The 22,499-nt window shown below is 58.5% G+C and carries 13 protein-coding genes; 4 read left to right on the forward strand and 9 right to left on the reverse strand.

Features of this window, described 5'->3' with window-relative positions:
- Positions 1-8 precede the first annotated feature (8 nt).
- Positions 9-650, forward strand: a complete 642-nt coding sequence (locus AC097N_RS18010; RefSeq protein WP_479583446.1) for a histidine phosphatase family protein — start codon at positions 9-11, stop codon at positions 648-650.
- Here the strand turns inward: AC097N_RS18010 and ruvB are convergent, their stop codons facing one another.
- Entirely contained in the window at positions 651-1,709 is a 1,059-nt protein-coding gene (gene ruvB, locus AC097N_RS18015; RefSeq protein WP_479583447.1) for a Holliday junction branch migration DNA helicase RuvB, read from the reverse strand.
- A 153-nt stretch (positions 1,710-1,862) separates the two neighbouring features.
- Between ruvB and AC097N_RS18020 the strand changes: the two genes are divergently transcribed.
- A complete protein-coding gene (locus AC097N_RS18020; RefSeq protein WP_479583448.1) occupies positions 1,863-3,077 on the forward strand; it encodes a carbonic anhydrase in 1,215 nt (404 codons plus the stop codon).
- A gap of 15 nt (positions 3,078-3,092) precedes the next feature.
- On the opposite strand, the gene ruvA is transcribed toward AC097N_RS18020, so the two are convergent.
- Complete coding sequence (gene ruvA, locus AC097N_RS18025) at positions 3,093-3,665, reverse strand: Holliday junction branch migration protein RuvA (protein ID WP_479583449.1); 573 nt, start codon at positions 3,663-3,665, stop codon at positions 3,093-3,095.
- A 41-nt stretch (positions 3,666-3,706) separates the two neighbouring features.
- Here ruvA and AC097N_RS18030 point away from each other — a divergent pair, with 41 nt between their 5' ends.
- Together AC097N_RS18030 and ybeY are read left to right on the forward strand one after the other, a co-directional pair.
- Positions 3,707-4,720 carry a PhoH family protein gene (locus AC097N_RS18030; RefSeq protein ID WP_479583450.1) on the forward strand — a complete coding sequence of 338 codons (1,014 nt, stop codon included), beginning with the start codon at positions 3,707-3,709 and terminating at the stop codon, positions 4,718-4,720.
- 73 nt (positions 4,721-4,793) lie between these two features.
- The gene (gene ybeY, locus AC097N_RS18035) at positions 4,794-5,246 is read left to right on the forward strand and encodes an rRNA maturation RNase YbeY (RefSeq protein ID WP_479583501.1); all 453 of its coding nucleotides are present in this window, start codon (positions 4,794-4,796) and stop codon (positions 5,244-5,246) included.
- A 38-nt stretch (positions 5,247-5,284) separates the two neighbouring features.
- On the opposite strand, the gene AC097N_RS18040 is transcribed toward ybeY, so the two are convergent.
- The 7 genes from AC097N_RS18040 to AC097N_RS18070 all read right to left on the reverse strand — a co-directional run bounded on the left by AC097N_RS18040 (position 5,285) and on the right by AC097N_RS18070 (position 22,496).
- A complete protein-coding gene (locus AC097N_RS18040; RefSeq protein WP_479583451.1) occupies positions 5,285-5,944 on the reverse strand; it encodes a hypothetical protein in 660 nt (219 codons plus the stop codon).
- Entirely contained in the window at positions 5,944-6,789 is an 846-nt protein-coding gene (locus tag AC097N_RS18045) for an ankyrin repeat domain-containing protein (RefSeq protein ID WP_479583452.1), read from the reverse strand. The genes AC097N_RS18040 and AC097N_RS18045 overlap by 1 nt, the downstream gene beginning before the upstream one ends.
- On the reverse strand, positions 6,776-8,332 hold the full coding sequence (locus AC097N_RS18050; protein WP_479583453.1) for a putative porin: 1,557 nt from the start codon (positions 8,330-8,332) through the stop codon (positions 6,776-6,778). The genes AC097N_RS18045 and AC097N_RS18050 overlap by 14 nt, the downstream gene beginning before the upstream one ends.
- A gap of 25 nt (positions 8,333-8,357) precedes the next feature.
- Positions 8,358-9,044, reverse strand: coding sequence for an energy transducer TonB family protein (locus AC097N_RS18055; RefSeq protein ID WP_479583454.1), 687 nt, complete (start codon positions 9,042-9,044; stop codon positions 8,358-8,360).
- Positions 9,041-9,451 (reverse strand): ExbD/TolR family protein, encoded by a 411-nt coding sequence (locus AC097N_RS18060; RefSeq protein WP_479583455.1) that lies wholly within the window; start codon positions 9,449-9,451, stop codon positions 9,041-9,043. Before AC097N_RS18060 ends, AC097N_RS18055 begins: the two co-directional genes overlap by 4 nt.
- Positions 9,452-9,453: 2 nt before the next feature.
- The gene (locus tag AC097N_RS18065; protein WP_479583456.1) at positions 9,454-11,175 is read right to left on the reverse strand and encodes a DUF2341 domain-containing protein; all 1,722 of its coding nucleotides are present in this window, start codon (positions 11,173-11,175) and stop codon (positions 9,454-9,456) included.
- A 101-nt stretch (positions 11,176-11,276) separates the two neighbouring features.
- The gene (locus AC097N_RS18070; RefSeq protein ID WP_479583457.1) at positions 11,277-22,496 is read right to left on the reverse strand and encodes a filamentous haemagglutinin family protein; all 11,220 of its coding nucleotides are present in this window, start codon (positions 22,494-22,496) and stop codon (positions 11,277-11,279) included.
- Between the last annotated feature and the right edge of the window lie 3 nt (positions 22,497-22,499).

Genomic DNA, 22,499 nt, shown 5'->3' on the forward strand with positions numbered 1-22,499 from the left:
CCCTGCCCATGCAAGCCACCCGCATCATTGCCATTCGCCACGGAGAAACCGCCTGGAACGTGGACACCCGCATCCAGGGCCAACTCGACATCGGCTTGAACGACACCGGCCGCTGGCAGGCACACCGTCTGGCGCTCGCCCTGGCGGGAGAATCCATCAGCGCCATCTATTCCAGCGACCTGTTTCGGGCCTGGGACACCGCGCGCGCCGTCTCCAATACGGCAGGCAAGTTGGTCGAAACGCATGAGGGCCTGCGCGAACGAGGCTTTGGTGTGTTTGAAGGCAAGACCTTCACCGAGATTGAAGCCAGCTGGCCCGAAGAGGCCTTGCGCTGGCGCAAGCGCGACCCGGCCTGGTCACCGCCCGGCGGCGAGTCGCTGATCGACATGCGCGAGCGCATCACCCGCACGGCGTCCGAACTGGCTGCGCGCCACGCTGGTGAACAGATTGTGCTGGTGGCCCACGGCGGCGTGATGGACCTGCTGTACCGCGCCGCCACCGGCCAGGACCTGCAGGCACCCCGCACCTGGCAACTCGGCAATGCAGCCATCAACCGCCTCCTGTGGACCCCCGATGGCCTCACGCTGGTCGGCTGGTCCGACACCCGTCACCTGGAAGATGAAGGCGCGCTGGACGAAACCAGCGCCTGATCAAACGCCGAACATATCCCCATCCTTGTTGGGCGGCGTCACCCCCAGGTGCCTGTAAGCCGCCAGCGTGGCGATGCGACCCCGCGGCGTGCGCTGCAGGTAGCCTTGCTGAATCAGGTAGGGCTCAATCACATCTTCAATGGTTTCGCGCTCTTCACCAATGCTGGCAGCGATGTTGTCCAGACCGACCGGCCCCCCGTCAAAACGGTGAATCACGGCTTCCAGCAGTTTGCGGTCCATCAAATCGAAGCCCTGTGGATCGACATCGAGCATGGCCAGCGCGCGGTTGGCAATGTCCAGCGTGATCTCGCCCACGCCTTTGACATCGGCGTAGTCGCGCACGCGGCGCAAGAGGCGGTTGGCAATGCGGGGCGTGCCGCGTGAACGCCGGGCAATCTCGAAGCCCCCCCTGTCATCGGTCGGTACCTTGAGCAAACCGGCGCTGCGCCGCACGATGCGCGCCAACTCTTCCGACGTGTAGAACTCCAGCCGCGCCACGATGCCAAAACGGTCGCGCAGCGGGTTGGTCAGCATGCCTGCGCGCGTGGTTGCGCCAACCAGCGTAAAGGGTTGCAAATCGAGCTTGATGGAGCGGGCCGCCGGACCTTCGCCAATCATGATGTCGATCTTGTAGTCCTCCAGCGCGGGGTACAAAATTTCTTCCACCACGGGCGAGAGCCGGTGAATTTCATCAATGAAGAGAACGTCATTCTTCTCCAGATTGGTCAGCAGGGCGGCCAGGTCTTTGGGTTTTTCCAGCACCGGGCCGCTGGTCTGGCGCAGGTTCACGCCCAGCTCGTGGGCAATGATGTGGCTCAACGTGGTCTTGCCCAAGCCGGGTGGGCCGAACAGCAGCACATGGTCCAGCGCCTCGTCGCGTTTTTTGGCGGCGCCGATGAAAATCTCGAGCTGCTCGCGTACCTTGGCCTGCCCCACGTAATCGTCCAGCAGCTTGGGGCGCAGGGCGCGCTCAATCGCCTCCTCCACGGGCGAAGAAGGTGCAGCGGACACCATGCGTTTGGCGGGCGGGGGGGCGAAATCGTCGGTCTGAATGCTCACGGCGGGTGGGGATACGAAAGTGGAGCTTGACTATAGCCTGCAGCCACCCCGGTGGGCTCAAGTGGCGGCTTGAACTTGCCGATAAGAAGTGAACCACCCGTCTTTTTGACAAAGAGGGGCCCCACACCGCATCCCCCACTGGGTCCGCCTGACATGACTACGACACGCCCGACACCTGTTGCACAGCGCCAACGCCCCCAACCCTGGACACGGTCCTGGCGCGTCTGGAGCGCTTTCTCCTGCCTGGCCATGGCCATCGCGGCAGGTTTTCCCGCCAAGACATGGGCCGCCGACCACGCGGCAGCCGACGCCCACGCCGCCCCCGTCAAAAAGCCGACACCTGCCGCCTCCACCGCAAAAGCGATGGGCGATCAGGTGCGCGAAGCGGTAGAAAACGATGTGCAGCCCAACAAGCGTCTCACCTTGGTGGTCAACGGGAAAGAGAAAAAATTCATCACCATGCCCGCGAAAGAAGCGCCAGCACCAGCTGACGCCCACGGCAAAACCGCAGACACCGGCCATGGCGCCGCACCCACCCAGGCCGCGCCCGCAGCGCATGTGGTCGCCGCGGTCAACCCCAGGGCCAGCCGCCAGTACATTCGCGCCAAAGCAGCCGCTTTGACCGGCCAGGACATGATCGTCGAAGGCCCCGCCCCGGCGCACGGGGCCGACCCGCATGGCGGCGAAGTGCACTGGAGCTACGACGGCGAAAATGGCCCGCCGGCCTGGGGCAAGCTCAAGCCCGACTTCAACGTGTGCGCCATTGGCAAGCGCCAGTCCCCCATCAACATTGAAGACTCAGGCACGCTGCAAGGTCCGGCAGAGCCCCTGCAATTCAACTACCAGCCCAGCAACGGCACGGTGGTGAACAATGGCCACACCATCCAGGTTGATTTGACGGGCGAGAACTCCATCACCGTGCGCGGCTCCAACTACAAATTGCTCCAGTTTCACTTTCACACCCCATCGGAGGAACGCGTCAACTACCGCAGCTTTGCCATGGTGGCGCACCTGGTGCACAAAAACGCCGAGGGCCAGTTGGCCGTGGTGGCCGTGCTGCTGGACCCCGGCATGGCCAACGCCCTGATTGACAAGGTCTGGACCTACATGCCGCTCGATGCGGGCGACCGCGTACGCATGCCGCTGGGGTTGATCGACATGAATGAGTTGCTGCCCAAAGACCAGCGCTACTACCAGTTCATGGGCTCGCTGACCACGCCGCCGTGCACGGAAGGCGTGTTGTGGATGGTGCTCAAACAACCCACACCGGTGAGCCGCGAGCAAATCCGCTTGTTCTCCCAACTCTTCCCCAACAACGCCCGCCCGGTGCAGGCGGTGAATGGCCGGGCCGTGCGCAACGCGCAATAAATCGGGTACAGCCCGTCACTTGGCAAGTGCTCGCAGCGCCAGCTTGATCCCCTCGCTCACACCCACGTCGGCCGGCAAGGCCTTGAGCGCGACAGCCGCCTCCTTGTCGCTGTAACCCAGCGCCACCAGGGCCTGCAGGATGTCGCCCTGGGCGTCATTGGCCACGTTGGTTGCCACGCCAATGTCGGGCCCAAGCTTGCCTTTGAGCTCCAGCAGCAGGCGCTCGGCCGTTTTCTTGCCGATACCCGGCACTTTGATCAGCCGTCCGGCCTCTTGCAGCGTCACCGCCTGGGACAACTCGTCCACATTCATGCCCGACAGCACCGACAAGGCGGTGCGTGGACCAACGCCCGAAATCTTGATGAGCTGGCGAAACGCCTCCCGCTCTTGCGGGGTGGCAAACCCATACAGAATCTGCGCATCTTCGCGCACCACAAAGTGCGTGAGCAGGCTCACCTTGCTCCCCACATCGGGGAGGTTGTAAAACGTGCTCATGGGCACATGGACCTCATAGCCCACGCCGTGGCAGTCCACCAACACCTGGGGTGGATTCTTGTTGTCGAGCGTGCCCGTTAGTTTGCCGATCATTTCTTGCCTATCATTGGTTACCCTTTTCAGGAATTATCAACTTGATCCTCCGACACCTGTTTTCCCCGCCCAACAACACCCGGCTGTCCCATCTGTGCGGGCCCATGGACGAGCACCTGCGCACCCTTGAGGTGGCCCTGCAGGTCAAAATCGCCCACCGCCACGAGCAGTTCAAGGTCGACGGCACCAAGGCCAACGCCAAGCGCGGCATGGAAATGCTGCAGGCCCTGTACGAGATGGCCGCGCGCCCGATCGACACCGCCACCATCCAGCTGATGCTGGCAGGCGACCCCGACATGAACGACGCCGAAGGCCCGTCGCTCAAAACCAAACGCAGCGACCTCAAGCCCCGCACCGTCAACCAGGCCAACTACCTGGACAACATCGCTGCCAACGACATTACCTTTGGCATTGGCCCTGCCGGCACCGGCAAAACCTATCTGGCCGTGGCCATGGCGGTGGACGCCTTGCAGCGCAGCGCCGTGCAGCGCATTGTGCTGACGCGCCCGGCGGTGGAAGCGGGCGAGCGCCTGGGTTTTTTGCCCGGCGACCTGACCCAGAAAATCGACCCCTACCTGCGCCCGCTGTACGACGCGCTGTATGACCTGATGGGTTTCGAGCAGGTGCAAAAAGCCCTTGAGCGCCAGACCATCGAGATCGCCCCGCTGGCCTTCATGCGCGGGCGCACGCTCAACACCGCGTTTGTGATTCTGGACGAGGCACAAAACACCACGCCCGAGCAAATGAAGATGTTCCTGACCCGCATCGGTTTTGGCTCCAAGGCCGTGATCACCGGCGATGTGAGCCAGATCGACCTGCCCAAAACCCAACTCAGCGGCCTGATTGACGCCGAGCGCGTGCTCAAGCGCGTGGACGGCATTGCCATCTGCCGCCTGACCAGTGCCGATGTGGTGCGCCACCCTCTGGTGGCCCGCATCGTGGACGCGTATGACGCACCCGGCCGCATCGGCTACGAGCGGCGTGACGATGCGGAGGCCGAGCCCGAACCGTACACAGAGGCGCCCCGTACCCGCTCCCGAAAAAAGCCGGTCTGACCCCGGAAATAGCTATTAATATAATAGCTACTCACGCACACCACACGGGGGCTACAGGCCTTTTTACCTCATGATTTTGTTAAACCAACTCTCCCTGTCGCTGCAATTCGGCAACATCGAGGACGCAGCCCTTCACCGGGCTGCGCTGCCTCGCCACAAGGTGACGCGCTGGATACGCCATGCCCTGCAAAGCGACGCGGAAATCACCGTGCGCATCGTGGATGCCGAAGAAGGCCAGGCGCTGAACCGCGACTACCGCCACAAAGACTACGCCACCAACGTGCTGACCTTTGACTACACGCAGGAACCGCTCGTCACCGCCGACCTGGTGCTGTGCGCCCCGGTGGTGGCCCAGGAGGCCAAAGACCAGGGCAAAACGCTCCAGGCCCATTACGCCCACCTGCTGGTGCACGGCGCATTGCATGCCCAGGGCTGGGACCACGAAACGAGCGAAGAAGATGCCCAGGTGATGGAGCTGCGAGAGGTGGAAATACTGGCTCGTTTAGGGTTCGAGAGTCCGTACTGAACTGCATCAACCGCACACTTGCAGCCGGAAAGTATTCTTTATTTTTCGGACGCTGTTAATTTCTGAGCGTCTAACTTGTCACGGTACTCCTCAAGCACGTTTTCAAGATTCACGCGCTTGATACCTGTGAAGGGCTCCAATCTCAGCACGACGTCGCTGGCACTTCGGTCCCGGCACTGCGCGATCAAGTCGCGTCCATGCAAATACAGTTTTGCATTTTTATCTTCACAACTCGCAACCTGCTGCTCACGTGTCACTAACGTCGATTCCGTCTGCTTTTTTTGCGCCTGCATCAGGGTGAGTTCTCGCTCTGTGCTGGCCTGCTTCGTTGTCAACTCGGCAAAACGCTGGTCAAGCTCTGTTTTCTGAACCTCAAGCGCCTGCTTTTCTTTGGTCATTGCATCAAGCGAAGATTGCAGCAGCTGACTTTTGGCACTTTCGGATTTGGCACGCGCCTGGGCACCATTCACCTGGCCTGCAAGCTTTTCCTTCTCAAGCGACAGCGCCGCCTTCTCCTGTTCAACACCGGTCAGCTTGCTCTCAAGATCCGTTTTTTCCTGCCGGACTTGTTGCACCTGTTGCTGCACACGTCGAAGTGCCTCACGCTCCCGCGAGACGCCTTTGTCTTGACTCCATGCATGGCTGGTCCCCAAACTTGCAAGCGCAAGAACGATCAGCAGGTCAGATACTCGCACCATCAAAACTCCCCCAATTGGTAAGACTGGCTCACCCTAATTTCAGTTTTTTTCCGCGCCGGATCAGCGCCTGCATCCAGTAACAACCGGGACAAATCAGGGCGTTTCAAGTAGTCCGCCCAATACAGTGCCGTCAGCCCATTTCGATCGGCAAGGTCTGCCGGCACGCCGAGTTTGAGCAACAGTGCAAGCATCTCTGCATAGCCTTCAGTCACCGCCACCGCCAGCAAGTTATCCCCGGCCCGATCCACCACACGTGTGTTGGCACCTGCCTCAATCAACACCTTCGCCACACCAAGATGGTTGAGCTTGACCGCGTTCATCAACGCAGAAAGTTCGTTGGCGCCGACCGCCTCCACATTTGCATCATTGCGAATCAGCAGACGCGCCACTATCGTATGGCCCCGCAATGCCGCAGCGGCCAGTGGTTGCATCGCGCCACCCCGGCCATCCGCATACGCACCGGCCTTGAGCAATACACGAGCACTTTCCACCTCACCCTCACGCACGGCATTCAACAGCGCCGTGTTGCCCAAAGCATCCGTGGCATTGACCTGTGCGCCTTCGGCCAGCAATGCCGTGATACGGGTGACATCACTTGTGCCAGCGGCTTGGATCAATTGCTGATCCAATATTGACGAGTTGCGCAACACGCCCCCCCGTGCGTCTGCAACCAGTGCCAGCTGTTCATGCTCGGGCGTTTTGAAGCGCTCAATATCCTCAGGCGTCACAAACCCCAACTCCAGCCGCTCGCGATAGGCAAGTTGCTGGGGACTCAGCGCACAGCCAGCCAGCAGGCACGTGATGCCCGCCACAAGGAAACGCGGCACCACGCTAGAACTTGGCATTGAAATAGACCTGAAACACATCCGTAGCAAGGGGCAAACCGGTAATTTCGTTGCTGGACAACCAACGCGCGCTCAGCCATGTGTTTTTCCCCAAGCCATATTGCGCCCCGAGAACAAAGCCTTTGTTGTTGGTGCCGCCCAAATGAAAGTCCGAATCGGTAAAGGCATCCAGCACGGCATCAGCCTCCAGATAACGATAAGCCACAGACACCTGCCAATCGTTCTTCAAGAGCATATTGGGCATACCCACGGCCACCCGTGTCATGTAGCCCCTCGTTTGGGGGTCCAGGCTCAGTCCGGTCCGCTCAAGCGTCTTGCTGCGGCTGAAACCAATGTTTTCTACATAGTCAGCATCCACAATCAAGTGAACAGGGTTGTACACGTTCAGGTCAAGCTTGGCCGTCAGGTTGAGCAGCTGAAAGTCTGACGCCAAGGCATACAGCGTGGTCGCGGGGTTGGTATTGGCAATATTGAACAGGGTATTGCCTTTTTGCCGAATATTGGCGGCGCTGCCGTTGGTGGCGGACAGTCCAAACGCATTGGTCACACCACTGATATTGCGATAGTCGTAGTAGGCCAAACCCACCTTGGCACGGGTATCGGCGCTGGGTATCCACTCCAAACCAACTTGCGCGCCCAGCAGCCACTTGCTCTTGGCACTGACCGTGGTAGAGGGCTCAATCTCCTGCATCGGGAAAGCCCCCAGTGTCCCGAATGGGCGCCAGACGTTGGACGATTGGGCGTACGGGTCAACGTGCAGCGCAGCCCCTTCAAAATTCAAATCGTCATCCCACAACAGGTCGGTACTGAACCAGGGATTGGGGATACGCCCCGCCGAAACGGTCAACCAGGGCAATACATCGTCGGAATGTGCTTTGAGAAAGGCACGGTCCAATGAGAAATTGGATTTGTTGCCGTACTGTCCCAGCGTTTGATTGGTGGACACCGGATCGGTAGAGCCGCCTGTGGCCAAACGCAGTCCGGCAGAAATGGAAGGCGTAATTTTGGCGTTGATGCCAAGGCGAGCGCGTAACCGGAAGCGATCCCGGTCCTCGGTCGTGTTGTTGACGTTTTGTCCCTGTGCCAGGAAGAACTGCTCAGGTGCGTTGCCCGATGGAAACCGGTCGCCCTGGTACCCCAGACGAATATCCCCTTCCAGCTTGACCCGGTCCACCCACTCGGGCACAGCATTGGCATCACCCCAGCGTTCCAGCTTGGCCTGTGCAACCACTTCTTCACGCACCTGATCAGAAATTTGTTTTTTCACCGACTCCGGCACATATTGCACCCGCACCACGCCCGCATCAGCCTTCTTCTGCGTGGTCACGGTTTCCAGGGCTTTTACCTCGGCCTGTTTGACCAGTTGGTCGGATTTTTCCTGGGTGAGCACGCCCTGCTGCACCAGAATTTGAATCAAATTCAGCGTCGTCTGACGCAGCGTCTCCAATTCCGTGCGTTCATCTGCGTGAGCGACATTGACGCCGCACGCCATAGCCACCGCAAGGCTCATCAGTTTCAGCTGTGTTTGAATTTTCTTGCTCATTTAGCTTCTCAATAAAGTTTGCTCATCAACGAGCAGTAATCCGTAATTTGATGGGTTGCGGCATATCGGCTGGCGCACCTTCACGCAGCGCCGGCAAATTGCGCAGAGCCACCTTCAGCGCGTTGTCCAGTTCAGCGTCGTTGGTGGAGTCAATCAACTCCGCCCGGGTTACCGCGCCCGCCGCATTGACCCACACATTGACCGTGACCCGAAAGTCCGCCTTGCGCAGCTTCTTGTCTTTCGACGTCATCTCCTGAACACGCTCCTGAATGCGCTCCTTGATCAGGGCGCCATACCAGGCAAAGCGACTACCGCCTCCTGTCCCCGTGCCCGTAGCGCCAATCAAGTCACTGCCGCCTTTCTTTCCCACGAGTCCAAAGGAGTCCCCCCCTGCACCGCCTGCTGCATCCACAGCCAGGTCAGGCCCCGGTGGTGGCGCCTCTGCCGGCTTGTCGGGTTGCGAATCGGGCTTGGGGATGTCAATTTTTTCTTGCACGTCCACCTTGGGTGGCGGTGGTGTCACTTTGGGCGGAGGCGGTGGAGGCGGCGGTTTCAAAAGCGAAATCTCCTGAACCGCGCGTTTCCTTTTCACCTCACTGGGCTTGGACAACTCCTTGACCAACATCCAGAGCAGCACACCGACCAGCGCCACACCCAACACGATGAGCAGAGCCCGACGCCATCGCCGGGGAGAATTTCCTGCAGCACTCACTTGACCAACCGCGCCGTCACAAGGCCAATTTGGGTCAGCTCAAGCTTGCCCAGCAAGTCAAGCACCTCAACCACCTTCTCATACTGCACAGTCGAATCACCCTTCACCACAATCGGAAACTCCTTGAGACTCGCCTTGTAACCCACCAGGCGGGACTCCAGTTCTGCCAACGAGGCGACCGGATAGGCATCCAGATACAGCGTACCGTTTTGTGTGATCGTGATCGCCTTGGTAGAAGGCTTCGCCAAACTCGGCGTGTTGCTCGCCTTGGGCAAGTTCACCTTGATACCCTGAACCGACGCTGTGGTCATGAGAATAAAAATGACCAACAGCACATAAGACAAATCCAGCATGGGCGTGATGTTGATGTCATCGTAGACCGCCCCGTCATCTTGGACTTTTGACATGATCAGCCCCCGTAGTTCTCGGCCATTTTGGTCACGAACTCGTCCACAAACACATGCATGTCGTTGGAAACCGTTTTGATCCGTGTCGTCAGGTAGTTGTAGCCAAACAGCGCGGGAATCGCCACACCCAAACCGGCCACAGTAGCCACCAGCGCCGCGGCAATACCGGGTGCAATCGCGTTCACATTCACATCACCTGCGGCAGCAATGGCCGCAAAGGTAATCATCACACCCACCACGGTACCCAGCAAGCCGAGGAACGGGCCACCAGAGATCGCAATGGTGAGCAACACCATGCCCTTGTTCAGGCGGCTGCCCTCGCGGATGAGCTGGGTATCCAGGCTCGCCCGCACGGCATTGAAAGAGCGCGATGAAATCACCGGCAAACCTTGCTCGCCGCCCTTGGCCGGAAAACGGTGTTTCAACTCCGTCACACCCACGTGGTAAATGCGGTACAGCGGCGAATGCTTGAACACGTCCATCATCTTGGCCAACTGATCCATCTTGCCGGTATGCGCCGCCGCACTGTCATCCAGCTCTGCCAGACCACGAGACATCTTGTGGAATTCCTCGGCAAATACGGCGTTGGCTTTCTCTACACGCCCCAGCAGCAGCAGCTTGCCAACCATCACCCAAATGGCGATAAAAAACATGAACACGCAGATGATCACAACCACCCAACCGTCCACGGTCAGGTTGTTCATCGTGGTTTTGAAGTAAGAGGTGCCTTCATCGCTCTTCGTCGTCTTGTCCTCACCGTACTTCACCAGCTTGCCGGCCTGCCCCTGTGACTCCATTTGCATCGCCAGCCACGCGCCAGAGCGTGCAACCGTGGAGACCTGCACCTCATCCATCTCACCCACTAAACCACCGCCAATGCGCAGGCTGGCCGCAGGGGTCAAGGCACCCGGAGCCGTGGCCACAGACTTGCCATCCACATACAGCGTGAAACCAGGCCCTGCGGTGACCGCTACGTGATGCCATTCATTCAAAGCAACAGCCGCAGCAGCTTGCGCCTTCACGCCGTTGCCAGACAGCACCGGCACACCGGCGTTCAGGCCCAGCGTCAAACCGCCCAGCGCCATCAATTCACCATCGGCCTTGCTTGGCTTGACCCAGGCGGAAAAAGTAAATTCTTTGGCCGCCTGCAAGGCAGGGCTGCCCACCACCATACCGCCGTCGCCCACAAACTTTGCAGCACCGCCAATCAAACCACCCGCTGAGTACACAAGCTTGGCGTCGCTGGCATGGCTGCCGTTGGCTGTGGCATCTTGCGGCAAACCTTGCGTTTCACTCAGGTGATACACCATGAACTGCGACGCGTCATAACTGGTTTTGCTGTCAGCAGCAGCGGGCGCATTTTCATTGCCCGAATACAGCCAGATATGCTGGGTTGAATTGCTGGCCGCCAGCTTGGGCACCTGCACCCAGATGAATGCCAGCTCATTGACCTTGTCAAAGCGCTCGATATGAAACGGAAGCGCTGTGGTGTCGTCCTCCGCCACCAGGCGAATGTCCGAGCCATCCTCCTTGGCCGACAGGAAGTCAAAATTACCGGTAGACAAACGCACCAGCACCGGCACCGAGGTGGCCTCAATCGGTACCGCAGCGGCCTGCGTATCCAGCGTAATTTGTTTGCGCAACGTCCAATCTTTGTTCCACCAGGCCTGGGCTGAAGCGGGCAATATCAGTAAGAGAGCGACGAGAGCGATGAGACGTTTCATTTGATTTGATTTTTAAAATTGGCAGATGGACTCGATCCACCTGCGGCATGAGGTTACAGAATATCTATTGCAAAGCCGTGACAAAAAGCGATGTGACGTCATCAATCTCCAAATCCAAGCACATCAACGCGCACGAATGTCGGCTTGAAGGAGTCGGCCAATGCCTGCGCATTCTTCGCAGAGTCGGATGCAGACTGACTCAAAGCCGCGGTGGTTTTGGAGATGTCGTCACCTGAGGAAGTCGCACCAGAAGCCGTTGCGGTGACCGCACTGGTATCTGCAACTGGAGTGCCAACCGACTTGCCTGACACCGTAATGTTGTCGGCCCCAAGCACCACCTGCGCCGCAATGTTCAAATTGCCAGCACGGACACCGGCATCGCCCGCGTTGACCGTTCCCTTGGGCGCGATCAAGTCAACGTCGCCAGCCTGAACGCCACCACTGGACAGCGCGCCGATGCCGCTGCCATTAACCGCACCTTGTAACACCTGCGTTACATTGCCCTGGTCATCAACAGCAGTTATTGGCGGTGGTACAGCGGAGGCCGTCTTCTTTCCCTTGCCCGCATCGATATCGCCTTCACTCGACCACAACAACACATCGCCACCGCCCACGGTAAGAATGCGCGACTGATTGACCCGCATGTCACCTCGCGAAAAGCCCTTGATATCGCCTTCCGCTGCCACCACTATACCCAGCACGTTGCCATTCAATACATCCGGATTGACCAGTGCATCCGGCGTGTTGGCGAGCCCCACGATCAGGTCTCCGCCAGGAATCATGACCTCGATGTTCCCCCCTCGTTCTGTCTTGATGTGACTGGCGAAGAGGTTGACATTGCCCTGGTAGTTTTTGAAACCGCCCTCCGGGGTCTTCTCGCCCATGCCGGGGAAGACCAATTCCAGCGCCGCATAGCCGCGCGAGTAGTCGCCTGCAAACGAGCTGGTCGCGTCGTTGTGATCGCGGCCTGTTGTGCGCAATGCGGCAAACACCAGTTCGCGCACGCGGTTACGCTGTGCCTCTGCGCCTTGCGCCGCCACCGCACGCACCTCTGAAAGCGCATTACCCGCGTTGAGCTCATTGTTGCCAGTGAGCCAGCGGGCCAGCCACATCGTAGGTTCGTCTTTGTCGCCATTTTCGAGTTTGCCGATCAGCCGGTTGATCGCGCCGGTCACGTCCAGCCCCTTGGCCCCCGCCCCCGCCAACACCTGGATATCTGCACCACCTCTTGGCAGGTTGACGTTATCTAGATCGCCTCGGCTCGTAATCCCGGCAGAGGTACCCAGATCAACATTCCGCCCAGCAGTCACTTCCAGCCGTCCGGGGCCACTGATCCAGATCTTGGCGCTGTCCCGGCGGGCAACGCCAGAGAACAATACATCCCGGCCCGCCTCGATCAGGCTGACATCGGCGTCGCTGCTATGCTGCACCATCACACCCAAATCGCGCACATCGCGCCCGGCACGCACCCGCAGCGCCTTTGGCAGATTCAGGGTACTGAACAGATTCTCCTTATCTTTGTCGTAATAGCCTTGCACATCCCCTGAGACGGCATACACGCGGGCTGGCACTGTGTCCCCAGAGTGAACCGGAACAGCAGCGTGGTCTACTGCCGTCGGCTTCTCAAGATCGACTATCAATTTTGGTATCTGCAAAAGCGCAGTCGATGTATCGACCGACGCCGGACGGGCGGGGCTGGGCATCCGGCCAGGATCCCGATCACTCATGCTGAGCACTGAATTCAATTCCACCGAGTCCGCCGCCAGCAGCGACAAATTCCCGTCTGCCGCAGGGCTCATGGTCAGGTTTCGTGTATTGGTGCCGACCGAAACACTGCCCTGGAAAGCAGTCGCAGCCAGGCTGGGCGGCAGCACATAGACCAGGTCGGTCTGGTTGTCCTTCTTGCCGTCAGCGGAGTTTAAAAGCCCGGTGAAAGCGCTGCCAATGCCAGTCACATTCTCGGCCAACGTTACTTGACCCCCAAGGCTCTGCAAATCCACGCCGCTGCTGGCGCTGTAGGTTGAAAACAGGCTGCGCTGCGGCTCAAAGGCGCCAATACCGGTCTGCAGATTCCCCGCGCTCTGCACGACCAAATACGGATTGAGCACATTGCTGATCGTCACGCTGCTGAGCGCCTGTACCCGCGCCTGCGCATCGCCTAACGCAAGCAAAGTATCAAGGCGTTGGGCACCTGGGAGGTTTTGATCGCTATGCCCGATCTTTCCACCCGCCTTGATGGCCAGTTTGCCGCGGCCAGCGTAATACTGTCCGCCCAGCACGTCGCCGCCAGCTTCAATGTGCAGATCGCCGCCACCGGTGACCTTCAGTTGCCCAAGTTCAGGAGTTGAACCGGCCATGCGTCCCTGCGTCGGCGTGCTGGCCGAGACATCTTTCACGTTGCCGCCCGCATGAAGTGTGACGTCACCGCCACCTAAAGCGCCCACACCCTGCTGAAACTGATCAAAGCGCACCCACCAAGCGGGCTGCTGCGTGTACGCACCTGTCAAAGGATTCACCGCCCCCTGGCGGTACAACCATTCGGAATACAACTGCGCCGAGGGTTTGCCAACAATGTCCCCCAGTGCCATCAGGTTGACATCGCCGCCTCCCTGCGCAAACACAGGCCTCAATACGCCGGCTGGTGTGACAAAACCGCTAACGGCATCGGCGACACGGCCGGCGGTATAAATCGCGGATTTGCTGTCTGTCAGCTTGATGTCGCGACCCGAGGCGATGCGGATGTCGCCGGTGCCCGTACGCACCAGCTTGCCTGCGGCAAGCGTCACATCGCTGGCACCTGCTTTCACTGCCATCGGATCGGCGGCGGCGCTGTCGGCTCCGGCCACCAAACGATACGACCACGAGTTGCCTGATTGCAGTGCGGCTACGGTAGGATTGCTTGTCGGACATGGCACCGCGGTGCACGGTGTGGCAATACTAAAACCGTCCGACAAATTGGCCTTGATGTCGAGGTTTCCTTCCGCCCGAACCGTCAATACCCCTGACTCGCCACCATAGCGGTAGGCAGCAAGGTTGATGTCTCTGGGCATCACCATATTGCCCGTGGACTTGATCTCGGTTCCAGGGCGCAGGTGAAATTTACTGGCATCAAAGGTCGGCGCGACGCCAGTCAGTGTGGACTCCAGGTTGTCCCGGGTCGCTTTGGGCAAGTAGCGGTAAGCATCGGCGCTCAACCGGTTGGCGTCCAGCACGCTGCTGCCGCTGGTGGCAAGTGCATCGTAAGTGCGCACGGCCTCCACCACAATGCTCGAAGCGCCTGTAATGGCAGTCTGGATGGCCTTTGTGTAATCACCAGCAACCGACGTCACCCGGACGCCTTGACCCACGTCCACTTTGGCCGCCATCTCTGTCAACAAGTGAAAAAATGTACCGTCAAAAGAGGCATACACCAGGTCATTGATCTTGATGTCGCTGGTCGTCAAACCAGCCCCATTTTTCAACAAGACAGCGGTCACCCCACCTATCGTCAACGTTGTGCTGCCAGCAACACTGTTGGCATTCGCCACAAAGGCGTACGAATTGCCAGCGCTCAAGGCGCGTGTTGAAGCCACGGCCATCGCGGTGGCTGTACCGGTAGCCCGCGGCGCATTCGCCTCCAGTGCGACCTGGAAAGCTGCTCCGTCATACACAAGGTAGACTGGCTCGCCGGCCTTCAAAAAGCCGACCGCTATGGCCGCGTTGTTGTACTTGATAGTCTTGGCGCTCAGACTGTTGATGTTGAGCGTGGGCGCGGTACCAAGGTTGTCCGCGTCAGGCGTGTAAGCCAGGGTCATGCCGATCTTGTAGCTCGTTATGCCCGGCTGGATGGCGACGTAGTTCGTCGTCGTCGTGCCAGAAGATGTCCCGAGTACCGCCGCCGTCGTGCGGTTGGCGAATGCCGCGTCCACGATGTTGAAGCGTGTGCCGTCATAGACCATGTAGGTGGTCACGCCTGCCTTGATGATGTTGGCCGCCTTCAATACGGCGCCGTTGTACCAGATGTCTTTCGCCGTTGTGCCGCTGAGACTCAGCGAGCTGTTGGCAGCCGCCGTGCTATTGAACTTGGGCGTGAAAGCGACCACCAAACCCCTCACCAGCGAGGTCGCCACATTCGCTGTTGTCACCCCACTCAGGCTGACTTTGTAGGTATTGGCCGTCCCTGTATCGCTAATGGGCGCATACAGGTTGGTGAATGCCACATTGTCAAAGCGGCTGGCACGAATCTGCACCGTGCCGTCTTGCCCGCCAGCCACTGCAGCCGTGGTAATGCTGCCGCCAGCCAAAACCGTATCTTCACTCGTGCTGCCCAAACTCACCGAACCGCCGTCACCGCCAGCCAGCAAACCACGGGCCGAGAGCCTAGCGCCCGGTTCCAGCGTCAGTTGTTTACCGCTAAAAAGTTCAATGCGCCCCCCTTTGTCACCATCCGCATTGAGTTCGCCTTGTACGGTAAATTTGCCGCTGTCTGCGGAAATCGCAATGTCATGTGCCTTGATGACGTCTGACGCAGCCACCACCAAGTCACCCGTGCGGGCACGCAAGCTGCGTGCACCATCGAACCCGCCTGAATTCAGCGCCGTGTTGAGTGCGGAGAAATTGGACAGCGTACCGGCATCAATCTCCACCTGCGCACCTTCACCACGAAGGCCATTGGCGTCCGGCAACGCGTTGCCGGTCACGCTGCCATCGGCCAGCGTGACAGCGCCCTGCGTTGCACGCACGATCAGCGTGCCGGCGTCTGCGCCGGGCGCGGCAGATACGTCCACATGAGCCCCGGTGGCAAAACTCACGTTGCCCGTGTCGCTTGTGAACTCGGCATTGCCACCCCAGGTGGGCCGGGTCACATCGAAAAAGCTGACGCTGTGGCCAGCCACAGTCACTCGCGCATTTGCACCCAAAGTGACATCACCGTTGCTTGCATTCAATTTGAACTGGCCTGAAGGCAGCTCCGCCGTGGTGTCAAAGTCAACAAAAGTGCCTGCAAGCGCCCATTTAGAGCCCAATGCAGTCACTGGCGCCAGCAAGCTGCTTGTAGCGCGCGTGGCCACATTGAGCGCTCCTGTGGATGTCAGGCTTTGGTCCGCGCCCACTTCACCACGGATACGCGCCACGTTGAGGGTGACTGGTGCCGCAATGGCGGCTTTTCCTTTGCCAGTGCCCACCAGTTCATCCGTGGTGATGTTCACTGCACCAAAGCCCTGCACCGCTTTGTCGCCTTCGCCCATCGTCAGGGTATTGGCCAAAATGGCCAAGGTGCCATTGCCCAACGCGCCACCCGCCGCAAAACCTACGTTGGAGGGATTGGTCAGCGTGATATTTTTTGCACGCAGGTTGGCTGTCTTGCCGCTGTTGTCCAGCCCGGCCAGTCCTGCACCTTGAAGGCTCAAACTCTGCAGCGTGGGTTTACCCGCCGCATCTACACCGCCCACGTTCACGTCGCCATACAGGTCAAACGTGCTGTAGCTGGTCAATGTCAGCCCATCCAGATTGTTCAATCCGTCCAGATCCGCCTGCGTGTAAGTGGCCCCCTCGGCCGTCACGGGTGCTGCGCCCAAATTGACACGTGTCGCGCCCACCGCCAGGTTGCCCGCCACGGTTTTGCCGTCTTTGCGGAACTCTGCAACGCCCTTGAAAGCGTTTTCCCGGGTCGCATCAAGCGCAATCGAGTCAGCCGCTTTCACCAAACTGCTGGCGTCTCCCAGCAAGGCGCCCTGGCTGCGATCCGGACTGCCCGTGCGCTCAAATGTTGCCCTGGTAGACGCTGCGCGCACCAACGCACCGTTGCCCACCGTGGTGTAGTTGCCCGCATTGCCCGTGGTGCCTTGCGCGTCAATCACACTGCCCGCAGCGAGGATCAGCGTGTCTTTAGCCGCAAGAATGACCTCTTCCGCCTTCAAGGCGTGGGCGGCGTCGTTGGCCAGCGTCAGCTTGTCTGCGCCAACCGTCAGGGTCGTGTTGGTAACCGTTGTCGTCGTGTCGGTGTCCGCAACACGGGTTGCGCCAATCAGCAAACTGCGTGCCCCCAGCGCATTGAGCTTGTCCACGTCAAGTTGCGTTGCGTCAGCATCCAGGCCAGATGGCGAACCACTGATAATGGCCAGTTGAGGTGCGCTGATGTCAACCGCCGCGCCGCGCCCGCCGGTACTGGCAACCAGGTTGTAGGTAGCGTCAAGCTTCAGGCTGTCATGGCCAATGCCGGTTGTCGCAATCGACAACAATCCCGCGTCCTTCGGCCTGTTAACACCGGAGGCAAAAAAAGCTGATGCTTTGGTCAGTGTGAACTCGGAGCGTGCCTGCACCTGCTCACGGGTAAGAACTTCAATGCCACTCCAACTCGCGTCTTTCGGCGCATTCACCCGGCTGTCGGTGACATAGCCCGCAGCAATACGCACACCATCCTGACGGGTGTATGACTGTCCCGGCATCAAATCTTTGATGCCGGTGTTAAGCCGTACAGAAAAAGCACCTGGCAACAGTGCGTAATGCGGGGGCAATAGCGTGTACACGCCATCGGCCAACCCGCTAACACCAGAGAGATAGACTGACGCACCGCTCGCGCGATCAAATTTTTCCTGAACGTCACTGGGTGCAATGCCGCCTTTAAAGCTGGGAAGAATAGCGTAAGTGTTTGTGGGGACTATCTTTTCATCGACCTTTATTGAATCAACGATGACGTCGCGTGAACCACCTGGCCCCACGGTGAATTCATAGGCCTGCAGGTCGCCACCACCGGCGACGTTGACATTGGCCCCTGCCTGCATATCGACGGTTTTTCCGGACATCCGGATAACTTTGCCACCCAGTTCCACCTGCGGCAACTGTCCACCCGGAATGTTTGTTGAGTCCGTATCGTAGACCCAGCTACGTCCATTCACTACTTTGCCAAATGGAATCAAACTGCCAGGCAACGCAGCGACAGAAGTCAAACTACCACTTTGTAACGTCAGCGATTCGTCGGCTACAAGATCAATCTGGCCAAATGGAACCCAAAGATTGCCACCTTGTACGATGTGCTTCGCCTCTACTTTCAAGCTACCCTGCGCAGACATTGGCTGTGTCGGCGAATCAGTATTGCGGCTAAAGGTGACCGTATGCTGCAGGGCAGCAATAGCGTACTCGGAATAGGTCGTTGGGGCTACCACTGCCCCTTCAAAAACCACATCAGCCGAGGCACTGAGTTCACCGGCAGGGCGCACAATGCCCGTCGTCACTCCTGCCAGCGAAATGGATTCCGATCCGTTCAGCTCTGCTCTCGCCATCCCCTCCAATCGAAGTTTGCCCCCTAGTTCCAGTTGGCGTGCGTGGAGTGACAACGTACCTGTGTTGGTCACTGTACTTGTGCCACCCGAACGCGTTGGATCGTAGTTCCCCACGTGTATCGTTTCAGCGATCAACGCAGCGGCGCCGCCCTTGGTCTGAATGCGTGCTGCATCCAGTTTGACATCGCGCAAGGGCAACGCCCGGTTAGCGCCGAGGTTCAACCCATCCTCCAATTCAATCGCATCGCGACTTGCAAGGGCAATGCGGTCAAAGCCTGCTGCTTCCAACTTGTGTGCACCCAGCCTGACCCGCACCGCGTCCACATTGGGGATCGCCGAACTGGATGTCAAACCGGTGGCCTGCGGCGTCGCGGTTTGCGCCAGACTTAAGGTGATATTCGGTTGTGCAGGGGTTGTACTGGTAGGTGCCACATACTTGCTAAGTGTTAGATCGAGCTTGCCACCACGATTGGACGGACCACCTGCCTGTGCCGCCAAACTTCCGTCCAACAATGCACCCTCTTCGACGAACACCGTCAGCGAGCCCGCGTCGCTGCCAATCAACCTGCCCAGTCCACCAAGCTCGTTCGCTACATCAAGTCGCACTGGTGCGGCACCCGAAACATCGATACGGGACCCCGATTCCGTAACCACGTAGCCGGTCTTCGCGTTCAGACTAACCGCACCGCCAGCCAATACTTCGCCCTGGGTCAGTCCACGACTGTCTGTGTAGGTGACAGCCTTGCCTGATACGTCAAGCACAGCGTCACCCCCCAGCCAGATTGAGTTGGCATTGACAGGGCCGTTCACCTGGCCATCACTGCGATCCAGCAGCGCAGAGATTGTTCCTCCTGTCGCAGTCACGCTGCCCAATATTTCCAACTTGTTGCGCGCTTCCATCGACACTTTTGCTTTGGAATCAGCAATAATTCGAGCGCCCGTCCCAATCAACAAGTCCCCTGTTCCAACGTCTTTTTGCTTCGCAGCAAGAGTTAGGTTGGCGACTTGTCGCACACGGTCCTCCTGCTTGACAATATGCGCAAAGTCCTCAATGCTGGTGCCAGTTGGCGCAAGGCGATACGTCGAATCTAACTCCAAGGTTTTGACCGTCGGCCTTACCTCTGCTCCATCGGCTACGGTGAGTTTGTCAAGCCCGGTCAAATTGAACTCGGAAAAACCACCTCGCTCAAAAAATTCGGGGTCGACATTAAGCTCTCCAAACACGTTTTCTGGCACTCCACCGATATTGATCTGTTTGCTAATCAGCGTGATTTTTCCGCCCTTGCCTAAACCAAAGGCCTGCACGTTCTGATCCACACCAGAAACTGAAAAGCCAGAGACACTCACTCCGCCGCCATTACCACCGACCACCTTGCCGTCAGCCTTAACCTGCCCGCCACCGCTTGCATCAAGCAAGGTATTCTTTCCCAGCGTCACGGCGCCTTGTGCGATATATGCACCGCTGCTTGCCTGGGATTCGGCAGACAGTGTGATAGCGCCGCCATTCAGGCGAACCGCCTCATAGGGTCCACTCGGGGGAGACTGAAGATCGTTGACCCATGCGCCACGTGCCGACAGTGTGACACCGTCGGCAATTGTGAGCTGCGGGTCAGGCAAGTTGCCAGACAGTGTCTCGGGAACCGTGCGTGCCGTATTGCGTGCGGCAAGGTTGATAGTGCCACTGGCAGCATCGATATTGGCATTTACTGTCACACCGCTACCGATAATCGACACCCCACCACCTTGGGACGTCCGCAAGGAATTTCGCACAGTTACAGCTTGATTGCTGAATACATTCAGCGAAGCAACCTTGCCTTTGGTGAGTAGATTGGCATTTACCGTCAAGGTGTTTTTGAGATCATCCGGCAGTGCATCACCAAACTTGAAGTCAGTTGCCAACCGGGCAGCTTCATTGGCCACCTCAACATTTTGATTCAACTTATAGTCGCGGGTTTTTACACTTAGATTACTGACTTCATTTAGGTTTTTGACCGTATCGTCAAAACCAAGCGTAAGACGTGCACCCGTCGGCTGAGCAACTGCATCGCGCTGTAATTGGCCCACCGTAGTACGTCCCTGAATGTCGGCCTGCATGTAGGTCGCATTCATGCCAAATACGCCCAGAGCACCCGCATTTTTGCCTTCGGTATAGCCGGCCTCATACTTCAAACTCTGCGGCAGATCAATCACCTCCTTTTTATTCCAGCGCGTGTAATCCACGACATAACGCGTCGAAATTCCGTCGTATCTAATTTCGGCGTTGGCATCGGCCAGATCAGTCAGAACGCCACCCTTGGCCAGCAGCGTAGTTTTCACCGTGCCGGGCGTGTATTGCGTACTGCCACCAGAAAGATCAATCACGACGCCAGCTTCGAGAATAGCCTCACCTTGCGAGTGAATCGAGACGTTGCCACCCACTGTCGAGCGCTCAGCCACCGTGCGCTCAAGACGAGCCTGGTAGCCCTCCAGACTGTCTTTTGCAATCAACGTGGACTTGCCTGCATTCGCATTTGCAAGCGCACGGTTGATGTCGAGATAGGCGGTTTCGCCCCGAAGCGGACCCTGCTGATTGGCTGGAGAATCTTTCAATTCGTCACCACGAAGTTCAACCTCAATGCTGTTGCGCGCAACCGCGACCTGCACATTCTCTATACCGGCCACATTGATGCGCGAACCACTAGCGATGTGAATACGTGCCGCGTTGGACACAGGGCTATTCCCGCTGTAAATGGAAGTTACCGAGTTCAGTGAGCCGGGCGCATCCACCGCGATCATGCTTACCTCACCCGAGGACGCGTTGATTGCCGCGCTGCCTGCCATGCGAATATCCTGCCCCAGCACCTGCACTTGGGATAGTTTCTCTAGCCCAGCGCCGGCAGCGCCGTCGACAGCAGAGGTGGCATCAGCCACCTCTGGCAGCACCTCAGTCAAACTTTTTTCACCCAGCGTTACCCTGCCACCGCGCTGCGCGCCAGCCGGGTCGAGTGTGCCGCCACTGGTAAAGGCACGGTCCTTGGCCTGTAAATAGATTGATCCATTCACCACAACTGAGGTTGTTGCCCGCGCGATGCCTTGTTGATTGACAGCGTAGCCGACCATTGTCACATTGCCACGCGGGGTGGACAACTCCCCCAGATTGGTGGCATGACCCAACAGATCCTGGGTGGGGCTTGTAAGCGAAACCGTTTGACCGTCCAACTTACCGTCTTTGATGGCAGTGTTAACTGTATTGAAATCGTTCAAAGCTGTAGGGCTATCAATCTCAACCAACAAGCCACGTACGTTGGGATCTTCTTTCCCGGAAGCCCTCAGATACACCTTGCTGCCAGCAGCCAGGATCACCTGGCCATCAGGCGCGTCGATTATTCCTTTGTTGATGACCGTTGGTGCGATCAGCATGACACGGCCGGAATTTCCGGCAGATATTTTCGCCCCCTCAAACACCTTGATGAAACCTCCTGAGCCCTCAAACTGCGGCAATTTATCCCCAGGGAAGAGTGAGTCCAGAACGAACGTATCTTTGATGTTGAGACTGCTGGCAGTAAAGCTGTTCAGATTGACCTGCGAGCCACCCACGAAGGCCATTCCATTCGTGTTGACCAGAATTACGTTCCCATTTTGACCAGCAGCCTGCGAGAGCGCACCGGCTATAACGCTGGGGTTGTTGTCCCAGATGCGGTTGAGCGAAGTGAAGCTGGCACCCGCTACCGGATTGTTGGTGGACAGGCTGTCGACCTGACGGAACTGCACATTGTTGCCGGCACTGACGTTGAAACTTTGCCAATTGAGGATGGACTTGTTACCCACCTGGTTGATGAATGCCTGGTTACCATTAACTTGGTAGCCTGCTTGACCGGAAGTCACAAAATTCGGAATTGCTCCACCGGCGCTGGCCACCGGCATTTCTGCCTGTGCCACGTTGGCCAACACCACGCTTGCGACAAGCGTACCAATCAGTACCGAACTGCTTGCAGCCTTGCCCCGTCCACGCGCGATTTCCGCCAACGGCACCATCATGCCTGCGGTCGTGTTAAATACCAGTCGATAACAATTACGATTCATACA

It is taken from the genome of Rhodoferax sp. LS1R11 (assembly GCF_056521395.1).